18 protein-coding genes are annotated in these 18688 nt (G+C 70.7%); 9 read left to right on the forward strand and 9 right to left on the reverse strand.

Annotated features, from left to right (window positions below; genetic code table 11):
* Positions 1–24 precede the first annotated feature (24 nt).
* Positions 25–285, reverse strand: coding sequence for a hypothetical protein (locus tag AB0O21_RS31175; RefSeq protein ID WP_365176308.1), 261 nt, complete (start codon positions 283–285; stop codon positions 25–27).
* A 115-nt stretch (positions 286–400) separates the two neighbouring features.
* Between AB0O21_RS31175 and AB0O21_RS31180 the strand changes: the two genes are divergently transcribed.
* Genes AB0O21_RS31180 through AB0O21_RS31195 form a run of 4 tightly spaced genes read left to right on the forward strand, consistent with a single transcriptional unit; the run spans position 401 to position 3089 of the window.
* A complete protein-coding gene (locus AB0O21_RS31180; RefSeq protein ID WP_365176310.1) occupies positions 401–1051 on the forward strand; it encodes a hypothetical protein in 651 nt (216 codons plus the stop codon).
* Positions 1052–1083: 32 nt separating this feature from the next.
* The gene (locus AB0O21_RS31185; protein WP_365176312.1) at positions 1084–2070 is read left to right on the forward strand and encodes a hypothetical protein; all 987 of its coding nucleotides are present in this window, start codon (positions 1084–1086) and stop codon (positions 2068–2070) included.
* A gap of 39 nt (positions 2071–2109) precedes the next feature.
* On the forward strand, positions 2110–2634 hold the full coding sequence (locus AB0O21_RS31190) for a hypothetical protein (protein WP_365176314.1): 525 nt from the start codon (positions 2110–2112) through the stop codon (positions 2632–2634).
* Between the two features lie 14 nt (positions 2635–2648).
* Complete coding sequence (locus tag AB0O21_RS31195; RefSeq protein WP_365176316.1) at positions 2649–3089, forward strand: RDD family protein; 441 nt, start codon at positions 2649–2651, stop codon at positions 3087–3089.
* Here AB0O21_RS31195 and AB0O21_RS31200 read toward each other — a convergent pair.
* On the reverse strand, positions 3042–3770 hold the full coding sequence (locus tag AB0O21_RS31200) for a hypothetical protein (RefSeq protein ID WP_365176318.1): 729 nt from the start codon (positions 3768–3770) through the stop codon (positions 3042–3044). The genes AB0O21_RS31195 and AB0O21_RS31200 overlap by 48 nt on opposite strands.
* An 82-nt stretch (positions 3771–3852) precedes the next feature.
* On the opposite strand from AB0O21_RS31200, the gene AB0O21_RS31205 reads away from it, so the two are divergent.
* From AB0O21_RS31205 to AB0O21_RS31215, 3 genes are all read left to right on the forward strand, one after another.
* On the forward strand, positions 3853–4521 hold the full coding sequence (locus AB0O21_RS31205) for a hypothetical protein (protein ID WP_365176320.1): 669 nt from the start codon (positions 3853–3855) through the stop codon (positions 4519–4521).
* Between the two features lie 156 nt (positions 4522–4677).
* The gene (locus AB0O21_RS31210) at positions 4678–5352 is read left to right on the forward strand and encodes a hypothetical protein (protein ID WP_365176322.1); all 675 of its coding nucleotides are present in this window, start codon (positions 4678–4680) and stop codon (positions 5350–5352) included.
* Between the two features lie 56 nt (positions 5353–5408).
* Complete coding sequence (locus tag AB0O21_RS31215; RefSeq protein WP_365176324.1) at positions 5409–6779, forward strand: PE-PGRS family protein; 1371 nt, start codon at positions 5409–5411, stop codon at positions 6777–6779.
* A gap of 61 nt (positions 6780–6840) precedes the next feature.
* Here the strand turns inward: AB0O21_RS31215 and AB0O21_RS31220 are convergent, their stop codons facing one another.
* The 6 genes from AB0O21_RS31220 to AB0O21_RS31245 form a co-directional block, all read right to left on the reverse strand.
* A complete protein-coding gene (locus AB0O21_RS31220) occupies positions 6841–7431 on the reverse strand; it encodes a hypothetical protein (RefSeq protein WP_365176326.1) in 591 nt (196 codons plus the stop codon).
* 42 nt (positions 7432–7473) lie between these two features.
* On the reverse strand, positions 7474–7659 hold the full coding sequence (locus AB0O21_RS31225; protein ID WP_365176328.1) for a hypothetical protein: 186 nt from the start codon (positions 7657–7659) through the stop codon (positions 7474–7476).
* A gap of 19 nt (positions 7660–7678) precedes the next feature.
* Positions 7679–8650, reverse strand: coding sequence for a hypothetical protein (locus AB0O21_RS31230; protein ID WP_365176330.1), 972 nt, complete (start codon positions 8648–8650; stop codon positions 7679–7681).
* Positions 8651–8819: 169 nt separating this feature from the next.
* Positions 8820–9665: a hypothetical protein gene (locus tag AB0O21_RS31235; protein ID WP_365176332.1), complete on the reverse strand. Its 846-nt coding sequence runs from the start codon at positions 9663–9665 to the stop codon at positions 8820–8822.
* 79 nt (positions 9666–9744) lie between these two features.
* Positions 9745–14193, reverse strand: coding sequence for an FtsK/SpoIIIE domain-containing protein (locus tag AB0O21_RS31240; RefSeq protein ID WP_365176334.1), 4449 nt, complete (start codon positions 14191–14193; stop codon positions 9745–9747).
* A gap of 187 nt (positions 14194–14380) precedes the next feature.
* Entirely contained in the window at positions 14381–15244 is an 864-nt protein-coding gene (locus AB0O21_RS31245; RefSeq protein WP_365176336.1) for a menaquinone biosynthesis protein, read from the reverse strand.
* A 237-nt stretch (positions 15245–15481) separates the two neighbouring features.
* Here AB0O21_RS31245 and AB0O21_RS31250 point away from each other — a divergent pair, with 237 nt between their 5' ends.
* A complete protein-coding gene (locus AB0O21_RS31250; protein WP_007265804.1) occupies positions 15482–15685 on the forward strand; it encodes a cold-shock protein in 204 nt (67 codons plus the stop codon).
* A gap of 269 nt (positions 15686–15954) precedes the next feature.
* Here AB0O21_RS31250 and AB0O21_RS31255 read toward each other — a convergent pair whose 3' ends face one another.
* The gene (locus tag AB0O21_RS31255; protein WP_365176338.1) at positions 15955–17598 is read right to left on the reverse strand and encodes a hypothetical protein; all 1644 of its coding nucleotides are present in this window, start codon (positions 17596–17598) and stop codon (positions 15955–15957) included.
* Between the two features lie 240 nt (positions 17599–17838).
* Here AB0O21_RS31255 and AB0O21_RS31260 point away from each other — a divergent pair, with 240 nt between their 5' ends.
* On the forward strand, positions 17839–18654 hold the full coding sequence (locus AB0O21_RS31260) for a thioredoxin domain-containing protein (RefSeq protein WP_365176340.1): 816 nt from the start codon (positions 17839–17841) through the stop codon (positions 18652–18654).
* Positions 18655–18688 lie beyond the last annotated feature (34 nt).

The raw sequence follows: 18688 nt of genomic DNA on the forward strand, positions 1-18688 counted from the left end.
GCCACGTGGTGGGCCACGCGTGGGTCAGGTCTTCGGCTTCTGAAGGTCCTTCGCCTCGTCCGAGCTCTTCTGCGCCTCCTCGCGCAGGGACGTGGCGACCGTGCCGCACGTCGTCTTCCACGTGCTCAACTTGCCCCGCACGTCGGTGGCATTGGGACCTTCCCAGGTCTTCATCTGCCCCGTGCTGAAGTCGCGCGGCTGGTCCATCATCTTCTCGATGTGGTCGGCGAGCGACCTCAGAGCGCCGGCGCGCTGGTTGAGTTCTTGTACGTCCGGGTTACCCATGGCAGCTCCCCCGCTGTCTCGACAACGGTCCCAGCATATCGACGGGACCCCCGCCCTCGTATCATCGTCCGATAAGCCCATGACCCAGCTTCGGCAACCGTTACGGATGTTGACCATGCATGTGCGAACCCGGGTCGGCCTCGCCGCCCTTACCGCTTCGCTCTCCCTGACTATGACGGCCTGTGGCGGCAGCTCCAAGCCGCCCGCCGACAAGGCGATCCCCGGAGCCGAGAGTGGTTCACCCTCCGCCTCCACGAGCCCCTCTGCGTCCACCGGGCCCGAGCGCCCGAAGGTGACGCTGCCGGCGGACGTGAAGAACGTCTTCGAAGGCGCCCAGACCGGTGACCCGAAGAAGGACGAGGTCCTCGCGGATGACGCGAGACGAGTCGACGCCGTGAGCGACGCCATCCTCAAGGGGGACCCGAACGCGCCCGCGCTCCGCGTCTACGAGAAGGATCAGGTACTCGTGGACACCGGCAAGTGGGTCAAGAGCTTCGTCGACGCCGGAATGAGCTTCACCGGCACGACCCGGTACTTCGACCGCCGCGTGAACCTCGTCGACGACAAGACCGCCACACTCGTCTACTGCGCGGACGAGACCAAGGCCGTCAACACGGACCGCAAGACGGGACAGCCCCACGCGGAGCAATCCAAGGGCAAGGAGCACTACGTCCTCTACAACTACCGGCTGGTCAAGAACGAGGCAGGCGTATGGCAGAGCCTGATCGGCTTCTCGGAACGGGGGGCCGCCTCGTGCGTTCGTTAATCCGACCCAACAGCGCCGCCGCAGGCATCGGAATGGCCGCGGTGCTCCTCCTTGCAGTGATGCCGTCGGCCTCCCACGCGGCCGGACCCGGTGGTTCCAAGGGCGGCAACAGCAACGGTGGCCAAAACGGCCAGAACATCACCGCAGAGACAAAGATCCAGGTCAGCGTCCCCGGCCAGAGCGGCTCCGCCAAGACCGGAACGCTCACCTCCGAGAACAGCAACTGGACGCCCCCGGCCTGCTGGTACGAGCCCTCCTTCTCTCCGAAGGAGATCGAGGCCACGGTCAAGGCCATCGGCGGCCTGCCCCTGTTCGGCGACGTGTTCGCCACGATGCTCAACGGCTATTACAAGGACGGCACGCCCTACAAGGACTACAACCTGGACCAGCAGGGCAAGGGCATGTTCTGGGCATCCGTCGTCAACCCGAAGCGCAAGGACGACCCCGCCGCCACGTCCTGCGACAAGCTCCCCTTCTGGGTGCCGAACGGGCAGACTCCCGCGGAGCCCCTCGCCGTCAGCCCGCAGATCCTCGCCGAGTACGCGTACGACGAACTGCGCCTCCCCGACACCACCGTCACCCTCAAGCCCGGCGACAAGTCCACGGTGAACCTGCCCACCTGGGCCTGGCTCGACAAGACGACCTTCCGGCCCGTCTCCGTCACCGCGAGCATCCCGAACTCCGGCCTGTCCGCGACCACCACCGCCACTCCGGTGTCACTCAAGCTCGAACCCGGCACCGCCGACGCCCAGCTCCACCCGGCGGGCGGCGTCTGCCCCATCGCCGCCGACGGCAGCATCGGTGCCCCGTTCAGCCAGGACAAGGCGAACCAGGCCCCGCCCTGCGGGGTCACGTACCTCCGTTCCACCACCAGGACCGGCCCGCACAAGCTCCGGGCCACCGTGACCTGGAAGGTCGAATGGACCAGCACCACCGGCCAGGGCGGCACGCTGCCCAGCGGCACCTTCGGCACGACCCAGGACGTAACCGTCCAGGAGATCCAGGCCATCAACCGGTAACCGCTGACAAGCCACCCACGAGAAGACCCAAGGATCCGCATGTACGTCGAGAAGCTCCCGAAAACCTGGTCCGCGATATGCGTCGGCCTCTACCTGGCCGGCGTCGCCGCCATGGGCGTGGACTCGATCCCCGAGGACACCGGGGTATGGCTCGCCGTGTCGGCGCTGTTCCTGCTGATCCTGCTGCCCTGCCTCGGCGTGCCGATCTCGAAGCGGATCTACAACCGCATCCGCATCGACCCCGCGCAGGGCACACTGCGCGTCGGCCGTGAGCGGTTGCCCCTCGCCGCCATCCACCCGGGGTCCGTCCAGGCAGCGCTCCAGCAGGCGGTGCCCGGGATGGCGGCGCGCTACGCGACCTCGGCGGGTGCCCTCGACGTCCCGGTCCCCGGCCTGCGGGCCTCGGACCGCGGCGCGCCGCGGATCGTCGGGGGCGGCTGGAGCGTCCCGATGGGCATGGACAGCGTGGTGATCACGACCCGCCAGGGCGAGCCGCTCACCATCGCCACCCACGACCGGACGGCCTTCCTGACGGCACTGGCCCAGGCCACGGGCTCCTACTGACGGCCGGGTACGCCGTGAAGGAAGTACGCCCCGGGGCGGCGTCCGCGCCGCCCACAGAGGGCCGAAGGCTCACGTCCGTAGCCATCGACGGGGCCCTGGCCGCACTGTTCGGGCTCGGGGGAGGTGCCGGCGCGCTCGCCGCCGGCACCGCCTCGTGGTGGTGGGCTGCGATCCTGGCGGCCGCCCTCGCGTTCTCGTTCTGCAACCACGTGGTGCTCACGTCTGCCGCGCGAGCCAGCGTCGGCAAGGCGGTCTGCGGGCTGCGGGTGGTGAGGGCGGTGGACGGTGGCCGCCCGCGCTTCATGCAGTTGGTCGGACGCTGGCTGTTCGGCTTCTCCTGGATGGTGGTGTTCGTGCCCATCCACGTCTTCGCCGATTCCGGTGTCGAGCAGCAGGACGCCGTCGGGCTACGCGTCGTCCGCCGGCTTGCGGTTCCCGTCGCGGAGCACCGCTAGGGCGAAGCCCAGCCGCCGGTCCAGCCAGGGCGCCTCGATGGCGTACCAGCGCGCACCGAACTGGCTCTCGGAGGTGATCACGGTGGTGTTCTCCGAACGCCAGGTGGCCGGCTTGGGGGGTGGAGTGTCACCGCCCTCGCTGGCACCTCCCATCGTGACCACCGACTCCAGGACGAGGAAAGGGACCTTGACCACCTGGAACACGGCGCGTCCACCCACGTCCGCCGCAGTGCCCTCGGCCCAGTGGTAGCGGGCCGCGATCTCGGGGTGCTCGGGCGCCTGGAGCCACCACCCGTGTTGCACCGACCGCTTGGCGACCGGAGTCCGCACCACCGCCCCCAGCTCAACGCCCTCGGCGTCCAAGACCTGGTACTTGCCCGAGTCCTTCGTGTCCGGCAGGACCGAGCACACCGGCGAGCCGACCGCCTCGGGCGTCGCGAACAGCCGGAACCCCTTCGCCCGCGGCGGAGCCCCGCGCTCGGCCGGCACCACGTACAGGAACGGGATCCGCTCCACGTCACCCGCCACCCAGCTGAACGCCCGCACCGCGAGCGGCCCCTCTCCGCGCTTCGCCGTCCGCAGGGCGTTCCGTGTGACCGTCCCGACCGTGAACTTGGAAATCCGCTCCCACGGCCCCGGATCGACAGCGGGCTGAGCCTGCTTCTTCTTCCCGAACACCATGAGATTCCCTCCCGTTAAGCCCGGCGGCCCATCCTGCCGCATACGATCAGTTCATCCGAACAGCGGACGGAGGAAGGCTGCGATGGTGTTCGGGAGGAAGAAGCGGGCCGCGGAGCCGCCGGTCGAGCCGGTGGGCTGGAAGAACGTCCATACGTTCGTCGTGGGGACGGTCGAGCGGCCGCTGACCCTCAAGCGCAAGACGGTGGTGTCAGGCCCCCGCGCGATCAGGGTTCCCCAGGACGCCGAGGAACTGCGCGTCTTCGCCCCCTGCGCCTACGTGGGTTCCGGCCCCGCCCTCTCCCTGTACGAGGACCCGGAGGAGCAACGCCTCCTGTGCTCGGTCGACGCCCCCCACGAGATCGACGGCGAGCGCCACCACACCGTGCGTGACACGGACGGAAACGCCATCGGCACGATCCGCCGGATCCCCCCTCGACGCCCGTTCAGGCATACCTGGCGCATCGATCAGCCAGGGCACCCGGAGATCGTCGGCCGAAATGAACTGGTCAGTGGGGACTCCAAGGCGGAAGTCGTGGGCCGGACCGCTCTCAAGGTGGCCATGGCGTTCGCCGACTCCGCCATGAGCATGGGTGCCGAGGGCGGCGACACCCCGACCAGGCCCCGGACCCTGGAATGGCGGTCCGCGGAGAAGACCGTGATGATCTCCCTGGGCAGCGCCGAGGTGACCGTCCAGGCCTCCTGGCTGGACCGTCGCCTGGCCTTCGCCTTCGCCCTCGTCGGAGACCGCTGAGCCGCGCTCGCGTGATCACGGCCCGCGGTACCGCCCAGCGGCCCTCGGCTCCTCGGGGGTGGCTGGGAGCCGCTTACGCCCGACGGCGGCCGCGCGGTATGAATGATCGGGACCGATACGACGGAGCGCGACAAGACAAAGGGACTTGGAGGCACAGTGGCATTCGGGAAGAGCAAGCCCGTCGAGGAGCCCCCGGTGGCGCCCGTCGCCTGGGAACGGGTGAGGGACTTCGTCGTGGGCAACACCGAGCGGCCCGTGACCGCCAAGCGGCGCACGAGCTCCTTCGGGCCGCTGGCCGTGCGTGTGCCGAGGAACGGCAAGGACTTCAGGGTCTTCGCGCCCTGCGCCTTCGTCATCTCGGAGGAGGAGGGCTACGCCCTCTACGAGGACGCCGAATCTCAGAAGTTGCTCTGCCGGATCGACAGGGCCGGTCGGGAGGCCGACGCCGAACGGCACCACGACGTCCACGACGGTGAGGGGCAGCTCATCGGCACCCTGTCGCGGGTTCCGCCCAGCAGTCGCCCGTTCAAGCACACCTGGCGCATCGACCAGCCCGGCCATCCCGCCGTCGTCGGGCGCAACGAGTGGGCGAGCGGGGACGGGAAGGCGTTCGCGGCCCGCGTCGCCGAGAAGAGCCTCTACGTGGCCTTCACCGCCGTCGCGAGCCTGGGGGCGGAGGGCGGAGACCAGCCTTCCAGGCCGCGCACGCTCGAATGGCGGGCCGACGACAAGGTCGTGATGGTGTCGCTGGGAAGCGAGGAGGTCACGGTCAAGGCGGACTGGCTGGACCGGCGCCTGGCATTCGCTTTCGCCCTCGTAGGAGACCGCTGAGGGCACGGGCACGAAACAGAGCTCCACACACTCATGAAGTCACGGGGGACAGGACAATGAGAAACGTCAATCCGGACGACCTCGACCAGCTGGCCAAGCTCCTCGACGGCCGCGGCGGGGTCCAGGACAAGGTCGACGAAGCGTTCACGCGGGCCTCCCAGCTGGGCGTGGGCAGCAAGCTCGGCTCGCTCAGGCCGCTCCGCGCCTGGGCCCACGACACGGCTCCGGACCTGCGCAAGCGCGCCACCATCGCCCGCCTGGAGGACGGGGACCCGGAGGCCGGGATGCGCTGGGCCGGCTTCTCGCCCGAGGAGCTGAAGGAGTACCAGGGCGATCAGATATCGCCCGACACCCTGCTCCTCGCCAACTCGGTGGCGGCCAGCGAGGATCCGGCGGCGTACGAGTTCAAGCGCCAGCCGAACGAGAAGCTCTCCGACTGGATCGCCCGCCTGGAAGGCCACGCCCTCGCGAAGCTGCCGGGTCTGCAGGGCCACGAGGAGACGATCACCTCCCTCGTCAAGATCTTCGGCGACTGGACGGCCGTCACCGCCGCCACCGCCGTCGTCACCATCCACGGCTCCTCACTGACCAAGGTCCTGGTCGGCAACAGCGTCCAGAACGGCGCGGCCCGTACCTGGAAGATCCGCGTCGGCACGATGCTGCGGGCCAGCAACAGCGAGTTGCTGCGCAAGGGCGGCAACAAGATGGTCCAGTGGGCGCCCAAGATCCGATCGGTCAGCGCTCCCGGAAGCTGGCTGCCGGGACAGCTCGGCAACGCCTTCAACTCGAGCGCCGTCTACCAGAACGTCAGCGGGACCCCCGGCACCGCCGGCGTCCGCGGTGACCTCTTCGGCCGGGCCTTCGACGCCTTCCGGGCCACGCCCGTGATGCAGAGCCTCAGGGCCAACGGCGTCATCGACTTCATCGTCGGGTCGGACGAGATGGCCAGGACCTTCGGCGGCGCCACCCACGCGGGCACTCCGGTCGCCCGCGCCGGCCAGGCGAGCCTGTACACCGTCTTCAAGAACGCCGCCGCGGCCGCGCCGGAAGGCTCGTCCGCCTTCCGCACGGGGCTCGCCGCATCCTCCAAGACGGCCGGCTTCCTCCGCGGAGCGGGCGTGGTCGGCGGCGTCGCGGCCACCGGCCTCAGCATCGCCAACGTCGCCTCGCAGGGAAACCCCGCCAAGGCCTTCCAGCGGGAAGGCGCCGGCTACGTCGCGGACGTCGCCGAGGTCGGCTTCAACGCATCGCTGACGCTGGCGATGGTCGCGCCGAACCCGTTCACCATCGGTGCGGCCGTCGTCTTCGGCGCCATCTACGGCGGCGCGAAGATCGTCGAGCACTGGGACGACATCAAGGCCGGAGCCGGCAAGGCGAAGGACTGGGTCAAGGAGAAGGCGAAGAAACTCAACCCGTTCAACTGGTGACGCGTCCCGTGCGGGTCCCGGGCCGGCACACCGCCGCCCCGGGACCCGCTGCGGGGATCCGTCACGCGATCGGGCCCTCGCCCCGGCTCGGGGTGAAGAAGATGCTCTCCGGAATGGAGAGGAGCGCGCCTATGGTGGACAGGGCCGATGTGTCGACGAGCTCCAGCACGATCGCGACGGCGAGGTCTGTGGGGTCCACCTCTCCGGCCGCCGTGCCGAGCTTGGTAGCGCCGACCCCGCGCACAACCCGGCCGTAGCGGAGCGAGACGGTGGCACCCTCGCGGGCGAGTACGCAGTCTCTGCCGGTCACGTAGGTGTACTGGCGGTCGCGGTACGAGATCTCCAGCCAGCGGGACTTCCTGCGCAGGCCCTTGACGACCAGCTCCAGGCCGGCCACGGTGCCGTCCACCTTGAGCCAGCCGCCGTCCAGCGAGGGCATCGACTGCATCCCTCCGCTGAAGAGCGTCTCCGGGAACCTGTCGCCCTTCAGGTGCGCCTGGCGGGAAGGTGCCTGTCCGGCTCTGCGGAGCTCGGTGTACACGTCGACGTGGCCGAACCTGCCGACCACTCCCCGGTACCCCGAGAGGTGATCTTCTTCCACCGGTTCCAGTTCGAACTCGAAGCCGTTCACATCGCCACCACTCGCCGTCATGCGTCACCCGTTCCCGTCACTGTCCTGGCCATCCGACCCTCACTACTTGAACGGGTTGAGTTTCTTGGCCGCTTTCTTCGCCTTGTCATTCACCCAGTCCCAGGCCTTGCCCGCGCCCTCCTTGATGCCGTCCCAGTGTTCGACGATCTTCGCGCCGGCGTATATGCCGCCGAAGACGACGACCGCGCCAATGGTGAAAGGGTGGGGCGCCATCATCGCCAAGGTCATCGAGGCGTGGAAGCCGACCTCAGCGACGTCCGCGACGTACTTGGCACCCGACTCCCGGCTCCCGAAGTGCTTGCGCGGGTCGCCCTGGGCAATGACATTCGCGGCGCTGTAGCCCGTGGAGAAACGCACTGCCCACGACCCCCGCACCGCGCAGGAAACCGGCCGTCTTGCCCGCCGCCTTGAGGCCCGAGCCGAGCGAGGCGAGGCGACTGTTGCCGAAGAGCCGGCTGTCGGCCGCCGCGTTGCGCGCCACCTTGATCAGGCTGGCGTTGCCGGCCCGGGCCGGGATCTGGCCCGAGTGCGTGAGGCCGCCGTACATCGCGGCCAGCCGGTCGGAGCCGACGAGGAAATTGATCGTCTTGTTGGCCGTGATGCTGGTGCCCAGGATCGGGCTGTTCATGACGCCGCTGGTGCGCAACCAGTTGAAGGCCGTGCCGATCTGGGTGGAGACGTACATGCCGACGCCCGGGATCCGCGTACCGTTCTGGTACACGGAGCTGCCCGAGGCCAGCGAGCTGAGGCTGCCCGGCAACCAGCTGCCCGGTGCGGCGAGCGAGCGGATCGGCGGGGTCCAGTCCCGCAGGTTCCGGCCCCAGACACCGATCTGCGGCGGCGCCCACGGCCTGGTGCCCAAGATCCGCACCTGCCTGCTCGTCCACAGCTTGAGGCTGCCGGCCCAGCCGCCCTGGGCGATCGAGTTCCCGACCAGGATCCTGGTGAGGTAGCCGGCTTGGTAGGTGGCGACGCCTCCGTGCCCCAGGACCCCCGTCACGTCGCCGTAGATCCGGAGGAACTTCTCGATCTGCTTCTCGTACGGCGCGAGCGCGGGGATCGAGGCGAAGGCGTGCGCCCGTAAACGGTCGACCCAGTCGTTGAGCGATTCGTTCGACTGGCGCCGGAACACCTCCGACTCCGGCCCGTCACTGCTCGCCATGGCGTTCACCAGCAGCAGCACGTCGGGGGCGAAGAAGATGAGCCCGGCCTTCGCCACGTCCTTCGCGTCGAAGCCCGCCCACTCCGCGCCTGCCTCGGGATCACCGTCCTCCCCGGGCGCCCCCGCGCCCGTCGAGTAATTTGGCCAGTTGGTCGAGCTGATCCGGATTGACGTTCCTCATCCGCGGTTCCCCCCGCTTGCGTACTGTCCGCCTGCGTGCCGCCGGTCAGATCCCGGCGGCCTCGTCGGCCATGTCCTCCCGGTCCGGCAGCAGGTCCGTGACCTTGTCCCAGATGTCGCCCGGGGTGGTCCAGGCCACGACCAGCGGGCTCTCGGGCGTCACCTGGCCCGGCATGATGGGCTCTTCGGGCTGCTCCCGGACCCAGTAGCCCAGCGGGCCGCAGTCCCAGGTCGCCAGGGCGCGGACCATGGCCGTGCGCTCGCCCTCGTGCGTACCGTCCCAGGCCGTCGTGACCCGCCAGGTCGCGTTCAGCGCGAGGACCAGTTCCAGGAACTGGTCCAGAGCCTCCCCGGTCAGGTCCGGGTCGGCCGCCACCGCCGCCTGGCGGGTCAGCTCGCGCGCGGCCGCCTCGTCGCCCCCCGCCTCCGCGATCGCCACGAACACCGCGTCCAGCGTGGCCATCGTGGTCTCGATCCGGGCGGTCTCCGGCGCCTTCTGCTCCTGCGCCCCGCGGTGCAGGTTGACCTTGCGGGCGAGGTCCCACACCAGCGTGGTCGGCTCGATGGAGACGTACTCGGACTCCTCCTCGCCGGGCCAGCCGTCGTGGGAGATGACCGCGTCCCGGCCCACGATGACGCCGTGGTTGACCGGGCCGTGCTCGCCGGTGACCTCCACCTGGACCATGACGAGCGGCTCGGACAGCGCGCCCAGGAAATCCCTGAGCAGCGGGGCCAGTTCGCCCTCTTCCCCCACCAGCCCGGTCCGCTGGAGCTCCACGAGGGAGTCCCACAGCTCGTCCGGCGGGGTCTCGCCGTCCATCAGGTGTGCGAAGACCGCGATATGACGGTCGGCCAGCCTGAGACGGGCCCGGGAACTGTCGTACGAAGGCATGTCGGTCTTCTCCCCCCGCGGCTTGCGCCGCCCGCTGTCATACGGACGGCTCAGCATATCCATGGCCCCCCTCTGCACTTCAGCCCCGCATCACGCCCTGTACCGGCATGAACGAGCCACCCGAGGCGAGGAGGCCGCTGCCCGAGGCGCCGCCGCCCGTGTTCGACGGGAGGCGGATGCCGAACAGTTCTCCGTCCTGGGAGCTCTGCGGGGTCAGCAGCAGGCCGTTGCGCGACTTGCGGGCCGCGGTCACGAAGCCCCGGTACTGCGAGGAGAGGGCGTCCGTCGTGCCGGCCGTCAGCAGGCCGAGGCCGCCGTCCGCGCCCTTGCGGAGCAGGGCTTCCAGCGGCTCGTCCAGCCGGGTGTCGTAGAGCAGTTCGGCGTCGTCGGCGACCACCACGTACGGGCGGTCCCCCGCGAGCTCCGTCAGCTCCCTCAGCTCCTCCTCGCGGCTCTCCGCGTTCAGTACGCCCAGGACGCCCGGGCGGCCCTCAAGCTCCCGCAGCGGCGAGCGCCGCGGGGTGATGAGGATCAGCGGGGTGCCCGCCGCCAGGAGGGACTCCGAGGCGCACATCAGGGCCGTCGAGCGGCCGGACTTCGGGGGACCCGCGATCACGAAGCCGGGGCCCGACTCCTCCAGGTCGATGCCGAGCGGGGTCAGTTCGTCCCCGCCCACCGCGACCAGCGCCCACAGCGACGACGGCGGGGTGAAGTCCGGGTCCAGGGCGAGCGCCTGCTCGGCCGTGATCCGCGCGGGCAGGGCGTCGACCCGCAGCGGGCGGCGGTGCGTCGGGACGCGGCCGTAGCGGGCCTGCACCTCCTCCGTGATCTCCCGCAGCATCCGCACCTGGGCCTGACCGGACGGGTCCGGGTCGAGCAGGGCCATCTGCGTCTCGTCGATGCCGGTGTCGGTGATGCGCAGGGCGCGGCCCGGGCCCATGTTCTTCGGGACCTCGCGGACGTTGAGGCCGGCCACGGCGTAGTCGTTGGGGTCGGCGAAGCGCAGGATCAGCCGGTCCTTGAAGGCGGAGGACACCATGCCGCTGAGGCCGCTGCGGTCGGCCGTCATGACCACCTTGAGGCCCACCGCCGACCCCTCGCGGAAGATCCGCTGGACCATCTCGATCAGCTGGCCGTAGTTGTAGGCCTCGAAGGAGGAGAAGAAGCCCTCCCAGCTGTCCAGCAGCAGGACCATCCACGGGAGGCGGTCCTCCGGAGCGGCCGCCGCCCGCTGTTCGGCGACGCTCGACGCCCCTTCCATGGCGAGCAGCTGCTGGCGCCGGGCGATCTCCGCCAGCAGGCGGTCGATGAGCCGCCGCACCCGGTCGGGCTCGTCGCGGTTGACCACCGCGCCCACGTGCGGGAGCCGTACGAGGGGCAGCAGGGCGTTCGAGCCGCAGTCGATGCCGTACACGTGGACGTCGCCCGGGTCGGTGCTGCGGGCCAGTGATCCGGCCAGGGTGCGCAGGGCCGTGGACCGCCCGGAGCGGGCACCGCCGGCCAGCAGGGTGTGCTCGCCGCCCACCAGGTCGAGTCCGAACGCCGCGCGGGCCTGCTGCGCGGGCAGGTCGGTGAGCGCGTATCCGATCGTCGGGACGTCGCCGTGCGTCGGAGCGGGCCCCGCGGGAAGGTCCTCCAGCGTCACGTGCTCGGGCAGCGGGTCCAGCCACGGGCTGCGCGGCGCCGGGAAGCCCATGGCCTCCGAGCCGGACCGGACGGCGTCGACGAGCACGGCGAGGTCGGTGACCATCGTGCCGTCGTCGCCCGCGTCGGCCGCCCTGGGCAGCGGGCGGCTGTACGAGGCCCAGGTGAGCGGGACCAGGTTCGCCTTCGGGCCGGTGTTCCCGGTGGCCGGCCGCCGGCCACCGATACGGGCGGACTGCACGCCCACCAGGGACTGCGCCCCGGAGCGGACGAACATGCGTCCCGGGGTCGACTTGGCGATGGCGCCGGAGTCCGGGGCGTCGATGACGTCCTGGGACTCGGTGCCGTCGGTCACGCGCAGCGCGATGCGGAGGTTGGTGTTGGCGCGGATGTCCGCACTGACCACACCGGCCGGGCGCTGCGTCGCGAGGATCAGGTGCACGCCGAGCGAACGGCCCCGGCGCGCGATGTCGACGAGACCGGCGATGAAGTCGGGCAGCTCGGCGACCAGCGAGGCGAACTCGTCGATGACCAGCACGAGGCGGGGCATCGGCTCCAGTTCGGGGCGCAGCTTGCGGGTATCGTTGTAGTCCTCGATGTCCTTGGTTCCCGCGTTGAACAGGATCGTCTCGCGGTGGTGGAGTTCGGCGGCGAGCGAGGCCAGGGCCCGTTCGGTCAGGTGGGCGTCGAGGTCGCTGACCATGCCGACGGTGTGCGGGAGGCGGGCGCAGTCCATGAAGGCGCTGCCGCCCTTGTAGTCGATGAGGACGAAGTTGAGGGCGTCCGGCCGGTTGGCCACGGCCAGCGACGCGATGATCGTCTGGAGCAGCTCGGACTTGCCCGCGCCGGTCGTACCGGCGACGAGCGCGTGCGGGCCGTCGCGCCGGATGTCCAGGGTGAACGTTCCGTCGGCGGCGATGCCCACGGGAGCCGAGGTGGTCGAGCCTCCGGCCCGCCAGACCTTCTCGATGTCGGAGCCCGTCGGGTCGGGCATGCCCAGGAGGTTCAGCAGCCGGGCGGCCGTCGGCAGGGATCCGCCCGCATCGTCGCGGCTGACGTCGCGCACCGGCGCCAGCGAGCGGGCGAGCAGCTCGCACCACTCGGGCCCGACCTGGTCGGCCAGCACCTCGCCGACCGCCTCCAGCCCGCTGCCGTACAGCCGCACCCGGGTCGGCGACTCGAAGTTCCACGCGACGACCGCGGCGCACTCCTCGGGGAGCACCCGCTGGTCCTCGTCCACGCAGAGCGCGTAGATCCCGTACGACGGCCCCTCCTGGAGCAGCTGCGGCACTCCGGGGACCCGGCGCAGGAGCCGCGCCCCGTCGAGCACCAGCAGGACGAAGGGGTCCGGGGCCATGCCGCCGCTCATCGAGCTGTGGTCTTCCCGGGCCGCCTTGCGCCGGGCCAGCTCGTTCAGGAGCTCGTTGACGCGGCGGGTGACGGCCTCCGAGTCGGATCCGACCAGGGCGACGCAGTCCTGCCCGAGCTGGGGCGTGGTGTGCGGGAGCCAGTGGGCCCACGCCCAGTCGGCGCCCGCCTCGCGCACGGAGGACAGTACGACCAGCGAGAGGTCGCGGGGGCTGTGCAGCACGGCGGCCTGGACGGCGAGCCAGCGCACGGTGGACAGCGCGCGGGCGCGGTCGCCGGCGACACCGACGACACGGAGCTCGGCGAACGGCAGGGTGACCGGTACGTCGTCGACCTGCGGGGGTTCCGGCTTGTCCTCGGCGTACCCGCCGCGGGCCATGGACAGCTCGATGTCGGCGGGGAGTACGCCGGTGCCCACGCGCAGCTGGAGCGCGTCCACGTCGGTGATCCTGCGCTCCCACAGGCGGCGGCGCGGTCCGGTGGCGAACAGCAGGATCTCGGCCGGGTCGGGGCCGTCGATCCGCCGGTGGGCCTGGTCCTGCTTGCCGAGCCGCTCCAGCTCGGCCTCGTAGGCGGCGACGTCCTTCTTGTACTGCTTCATCGAGGACTTGTTCTTCTTCTTGCCCTCGCGGTTGTCGCTGATCCACTGCCCGAGCATCATGATCGGGGTCATCGCGCAGAAGAGCAGCATGTAGATCTGCTTGGTGACGGCGAACATCACCAGACCGAAGATCATCGGGGTGAAGGCCGCGATCATCTGGAAGCGGGCCCGGTCCGTCTTGGACGGCAGTACGGGGACCACGAGCCGGGGCCGCGGCCGCAGCGGCGAGAGCCGGGGCGGGCGGTTGTAGGCGAGGCCGCCTTCGCCGGTGACGGAGAGGTGCGCGTCCGGCTCGCTGACCCGGTCGAGGACGAGCAGCGAGTCCCCGGCCCGTACGAAGGTCCCGAGCGGCCAGTCCCGGTCCCCTTCGGCCTGCTCCCCGTCCAGCAGCACCCCCGCGCCCTCCTGGGCCTGGAGGGTGGCGTTCCCCTTGACGTCGATGGTCACGCGCAGGGCGACGGGGGCCAGCGCGCCGTCCACCACCGGCAGCGTGCAGGTGGGGGCCGAGCCGACGGTCGCCGTGCCCACGCCCAGGCGGACCACGCGGCCGGCGGACGGACCGCCCGCGACCCGCAGCTCGTAGTACCCGGCGGGCTCGCCCCTGCGCAGCAGCGGGCCGATCGCGTCGTCCACGGAGAGCCGCATGCCGTCGCGCAGGATCCCCCCGACCGGCGCGGCCGGATCGCAGCGCAGCCCGTCGGCCCAGAGGGTCGGTCCGGCCGGCACCTGCGGCGCGAAGCCGGCGTGCAGCGGTACGACGACCTCGTGGACGGCGCCGGCCTGCCCGAGGTGGGCGACACCGAAGGCCGAGGCCACCGCCTCCGCCACGTCTCGGGCCGTCGCCGCCTCGTCTGTGTTGATCACGACGTCCTGCGGGGGTACGCCCCCCTGTACGACCGTCACCAGGACTCGCATGGCCTGATCCCCTCACCGTCGGCGCGTCCCCGCGCCGCCCACCCAGTTGGCCCTCACTGATCAACCGAGGCTAGCCGCTGGGCGCGGGGGCAGGAACAGCCGCCCCCGGGGAACTCCCCTATTCCCCCCGCGCATTCCGCCGCGGCCATCGGAAACGCGAAAAGGATGGGAATTCCCCGTAAACCGGTCAGCGTTCCGCGACCGCCCAGTTCAGGAGCTGTACGGAGACATCCGCGGGATAGCCCGTGGTCGCTCCCGTTCGGCGCGCGAATTCCCTTACGCCGGCCAGCTGTTCCGGCCCGAAGCGGAAGTCGAGCGTCGTGAAGTAACGCTCCAGCAGGTCGGCGTCGAAGGCCTCCCAGCGGGCCGCCTGCTCGGCGACCTTGGTGACTTCCTCGAGCGACAGGTCGCGGGAGGAGAGGAAGGCCTCGTGGACCTGGCGCACGACCGCCGGCTCCCGGTCGAGGTAGTCCTTGCGGGCGGCCCAGACGGCGAAGACGAACGGCAGTCCGGTCCACTCCTTCCACATGTGCCCCAGGTCGTGCACGGTCAGCCCGAGCCGGGGCGCGTCGTGCAGGGAGGCGCGCAGGGCGGCGTCGCCGATCAGCACGGCCGCGTCCGCCTCCTGCATCATCAGGCTCAGGTCGGGCGGGCAGGTGTAGTAGTCGGGCCGTACCCCGTACTGCTCGGAAAGCAGCAGCTGGGCGAGGCGTACGGACGTACGGGAGGTCGACCCAAGGGCGACCCGGGCCCCGTCGAGCTGCTCCAGCGGCACCTGCGAGACGATCACGCAGGACATGACGGGGCCGTCGCACCCGACCGCGATGTCGGGAAACGCGACGAGCCGGTCGGCGTTGCGGAGGAACTCCACGAGCGTGATCGGGGCGATGTCCAGCTCCCCCTCCACGAGCCGCTCACTGAGCTTCTCGGGGGAGTCCTTGGTCAGCTCCAGGTCCAGCAGCGTGCCGGTTCGGGCGAGCCCCCAGTAGAGGGGCAGGCAGTTCAGGAACTGAATGTGGCCGACACGGGGCCGGCTGCGATAGACGTCCACATCGCGAGACTAGCTGCCCGGTCTCCGTCAGCCTTCAGGCGGGCCTCAAACGTCCGGGTGACGTGATCTTTCCCTCTGGTCTCGGCCGCGGGGTGCGTGCTAGGCTCGGCGCAAGTTGCAGTTTGGTTTCCCTTGCAGTACGAGGCCTGCGGAGAATGTGACCCGCAGGCTTTTGTAGTTTTCAGACTTCTTAGCAGGTTCTGGAGCAGGGCGACCCTTTGGCCCATAGGAGGGCTCATGGCTACCGGAACCGTGAAGTGGTTCAACGCTGAAAAGGGCTTCGGCTTCATCGCCCAGGACGGCGGCGGCCCGGATGTCTTCGTCCACTACTCCGCGATCAACGCCTCTGGCTTCCGCTCCCTCGAGGAGAACCAGCAGGTGAACTTCGACGTCACGCAGGGTCCGAAGGGCCCGCAGGCGGAGAACGTCACCCCGGCCTAGTCGCCTGGGCCAACTCTCATCGCGGGTTGGAAAGCAGTACCCAAGGAGCCCTGTCCCGGCTGCGCGAGCAGCGGGGACAGGGCTCCTGCCTTTTCCCTCCCGGGGTGGGTGGCGGGTCGCCCCTGCGGGGCGGGGGCGGCCGGGCCTCCGGCCCGTTCCCTCGCGGGGTGGGTGGCGCGGTGTGGCCCTGCCCCGCCTGGGCGGCGGCCGGTGGGCGACGTGCCTGGGGCCCGCGCCGATGTGCGGCGCGGGCCCCAGGGGGTTTGGTTCTACTTGGCCGGAGCGGTGATCTTGAGGTCCAGGATCAGGGTGACGCCTTCCGGGGTGGCCACGCGGAGCTGGTACGTGCCGGGCTCGACACCGTCCGTGAACAGCTCCGGGAGGACCAGCTTGCCGTCCGCGCCCGTGGTGGGCAGCTCGCGGGTGTAGACCGGCTTGTCTGCCTGGTCCTTGAAGTACGGGCTGCCCGCCTCCGCGGGGACCCACTTGCCGTCCTTCATCTGGCCCAGGCCGGCCACGGCACCGGAGACCGCGATCGGCTTGCCGTCGGCGGTCGCGAGCACCTCGATGCCCTTGATGCTCGTACCGGCCACCAGCTCCAGCACCGCGCCCTCCGGGCGGGCCAGCTTGTCCACGACCGGCTTCGCCGTGACCGTGCCGTCGAACTTCACCGTGAACCGGCCCAGCGTGTCGTAGGCCGAGGCCCGCAGCGAGAAGGTGCCCGCCTTGGTGCCCGGCTTCAGGCCGGGGGCGGCCGCGATGCCGTCTGCGTCCGCCTTGACCACGAGGGAGTCCGCCGTGCCGAAGAGGGTGCCTCCGGTGGTGTCCGCCTCGACGGCGAAGACCACCTCCTGGCCGACGGCCGGCTTGCCGTCGCTCAGCAGCACCTTCACCCGGGGCACCGCACTGAACGCCGCCGCTCCGGACTCGGCCGTGAGCCCCGGCCCGTCGAGGACCGTCAGCTCGGCCAGCCGCGGGGCCGGGGTCGGGGTGGGCGTGGGCGTGGGAGTGGGAGTGGGGGTCGGCGTCGGGGTGGGAGTCGGCGTCGGGGTGGGAGTGGGCGTGGGGGTCGGCGTCGGGGTGACCGGCGGACGCGGGGTCGGCAGGTTGCCCGGCGGGACCGTCGGGTAGTTCCCGGCCGGCGGGTTCGGCACCTCGGTGACGCCGCCGTTCTGGTACTGCCGCATGAAGCCGAGCACGGTGTTCACGTACTCGCGGGAGTTGTTGTAGCTGAGGATCGCCGCGTCGAGCTTGGCCGCGTTCGACAGGTCCCGGTCGCCCGCGCACAGGTAGAGGCCCGCGCCCAGCGCCGCGTCGTAGATGTTGTTCGGGTCCCGCTTGCTGTCGCCGTTGCCGTCGGCGCCCCACTTGGCCCAGGTCGACGGGATGAACTGCATCGGGCCGATGGCCCGGTCGTACTCGGTGTCCGCGTCCCACTCGCCCTTGTCGGTGTCGCGGATCTCGGCGAAGCCGTTGCCGTCGAGGCGCGGGCCGCGGATCGGCCGCTCGGTGTAGCCGTCGGCCTTGAGCCCGTAGCCGGAGGCGTGCACCGACTCGACCCGGCCGATGCCCGCGAGCAGCGCCCACGGCAGCTTGCAGCCGGGCAGCGCGACGCCCACCGACAGCTCGGCGCGCTTGTACGCGTCGAGCGCGGTACCGGGTATGCCGCTGGCGCCTCCGGCCGCGGCGGCCCCCGCCCCCGCGGGCGGCGGGTCGGCGACGAGGTCGGGCAGGTCCAGGCGGGCGTCGCCGCGCTCGGCGGCCTGCGGGCTGTCCGGCGTCGGCTCGGACTCCCCCGCGTCGGCGGTGTGCGGACTGGTGACGACCGCGGCGGTGGTCAGGCTGGCCGCGAGCGCGGCCGTGCACAGGACCTTGCGCGAGGTGTTGACAAGGTGACGGTGAAGCGGCTTCACGGTGCGGCGATCCCCCCAGGAGCCGTCAAGGCATTCGACACACGACCGATCGGGCCGTGAACATCCCTCTGTTTATCAGGTCTTAGGAACCGACTCGCCGTCCCCCCGGCAGATGTGACGCACCATTCGTCTCGGCTTCACCGGGCCCTCACGCCAGAACGAACTGAGGACCTAAGTCCCCGCCCCATATACCCCAATGACCCCCGGTTTCGGCCCCCTCCCCTCCGTACGCTGGACGTCATGTCGACCCGTACGAAGAAGGACCAGCGACGCGAGGCCCGCGACCGGCTCCGCGTCGAACGCGAGGCACAGGCCCGCCGCGCGAAGCTGCGCAGCCGGCTCCTGGTCGGAGGTTCCCTGGTCGCCGTACTCGGCATCGCGGTCGGCGTCGGCGTCCACGCCTCGGCCTCGTCCGGTCCGGGCGATGCCGAGGCCGCGGGAAAGCCGTTCGTCCAGCCCGCCAACACCACCGGCAAGGACGGGATCGTGGTCCCGTACGGCAAGCCGGACGCGAAGCACACCCTGACCGTCTGGCTCGACCCCCGCTGCCCGTACTGCGCGGGCGCCGAGGTGGGCCTGGGCGCGACCATCAAGGAACAGGCCGACGCGGGCGAGTACAAGGTCGAGTACCGCTTCGCCACCTTCCTCGACGGCGCCCTCGGCAACGGCTCCGGCAAGGGCTCGAAGCGCGCCGTGAACGCGCTGGGCGCGGCGGTGAACGAGAGCCCGGAGAAGTTCATGGAGTACCTCCAGGTGCTCTACAAGAACCACCCGGAGAAGGAGACGGACGACAAGTTCGGCTCCACCGCCACCCTCCTGGAACTCGCCGACCAGGTCCCGGGCCTGCGGACGCCCGCCTTCAACCAGGCCGTCAAGGAGCTCACGTACATGCCGTGGGTCGAGAAGGCCGGCAAGGCCTTCTACGACGAGGGCGTCAAGGGCACCCCGGCGGTCTTCATCGACGGCCAGCAGATCACCGTCAACTCGGGCCAGGGCATCGACTCCGTCACCCCGGAGGCCTTCAGGAAGCTGATCGCGGAGAACCGGAAGCCGTAGCCCCTGCCGGGGCGGGCCTGACCTGGCCCATCTG

Origin of the sequence: Streptomyces sp. NPDC091371 (genome assembly GCF_040684275.1) — a bacterium.
Taxonomy (GTDB): domain Bacteria; phylum Actinomycetota; class Actinomycetes; order Streptomycetales; family Streptomycetaceae; genus Streptomyces.

Bases quoted from the DNA above. Each gene is read 5' to 3' on its own strand.
- AB0O21_RS31260 (WP_365176340.1), top strand. From the start codon at position 17,839: ATGTCGACCCGTACGAAGAAGGACCAGCGACGCGAGGCCCGCGACCGG.
- AB0O21_RS31220 (WP_365176326.1), bottom strand. From the start codon at position 7,431: ATGACGGCGAGTGGTGGCGATGTGAACGGCTTCGAGTTCGAACTGGAA.
- AB0O21_RS31215 (WP_365176324.1), top strand. From the start codon at position 5,409: ATGAGAAACGTCAATCCGGACGACCTCGACCAGCTGGCCAAGCTCCTC.
- AB0O21_RS31185 (WP_365176312.1), top strand. From the start codon at position 1,084: ATGGCCGCGGTGCTCCTCCTTGCAGTGATGCCGTCGGCCTCCCACGCG.
- AB0O21_RS31240 (WP_365176334.1), bottom strand. From the start codon at position 14,193: ATGCGAGTCCTGGTGACGGTCGTACAGGGGGGCGTACCCCCGCAGGAC.
- AB0O21_RS31205 (WP_365176320.1), top strand. From the start codon at position 3,853: ATGGTGTTCGGGAGGAAGAAGCGGGCCGCGGAGCCGCCGGTCGAGCCG.
- AB0O21_RS31225 (WP_365176328.1), bottom strand. From the start codon at position 7,659: ATGACCTTGGCGATGATGGCGCCCCACCCTTTCACCATTGGCGCGGTC.
- AB0O21_RS31180 (WP_365176310.1), top strand. From the start codon at position 401: ATGCATGTGCGAACCCGGGTCGGCCTCGCCGCCCTTACCGCTTCGCTC.
- AB0O21_RS31175 (WP_365176308.1), bottom strand. From the start codon at position 285: ATGGGTAACCCGGACGTACAAGAACTCAACCAGCGCGCCGGCGCTCTG.
- AB0O21_RS31200 (WP_365176318.1), bottom strand. From the start codon at position 3,770: ATGGTGTTCGGGAAGAAGAAGCAGGCTCAGCCCGCTGTCGATCCGGGG.
- AB0O21_RS31235 (WP_365176332.1), bottom strand. From the start codon at position 9,665: ATGCCTTCGTACGACAGTTCCCGGGCCCGTCTCAGGCTGGCCGACCGT.
- AB0O21_RS31250 (WP_007265804.1), top strand. From the start codon at position 15,482: ATGGCTACCGGAACCGTGAAGTGGTTCAACGCTGAAAAGGGCTTCGGC.
- AB0O21_RS31190 (WP_365176314.1), top strand. From the start codon at position 2,110: ATGTACGTCGAGAAGCTCCCGAAAACCTGGTCCGCGATATGCGTCGGC.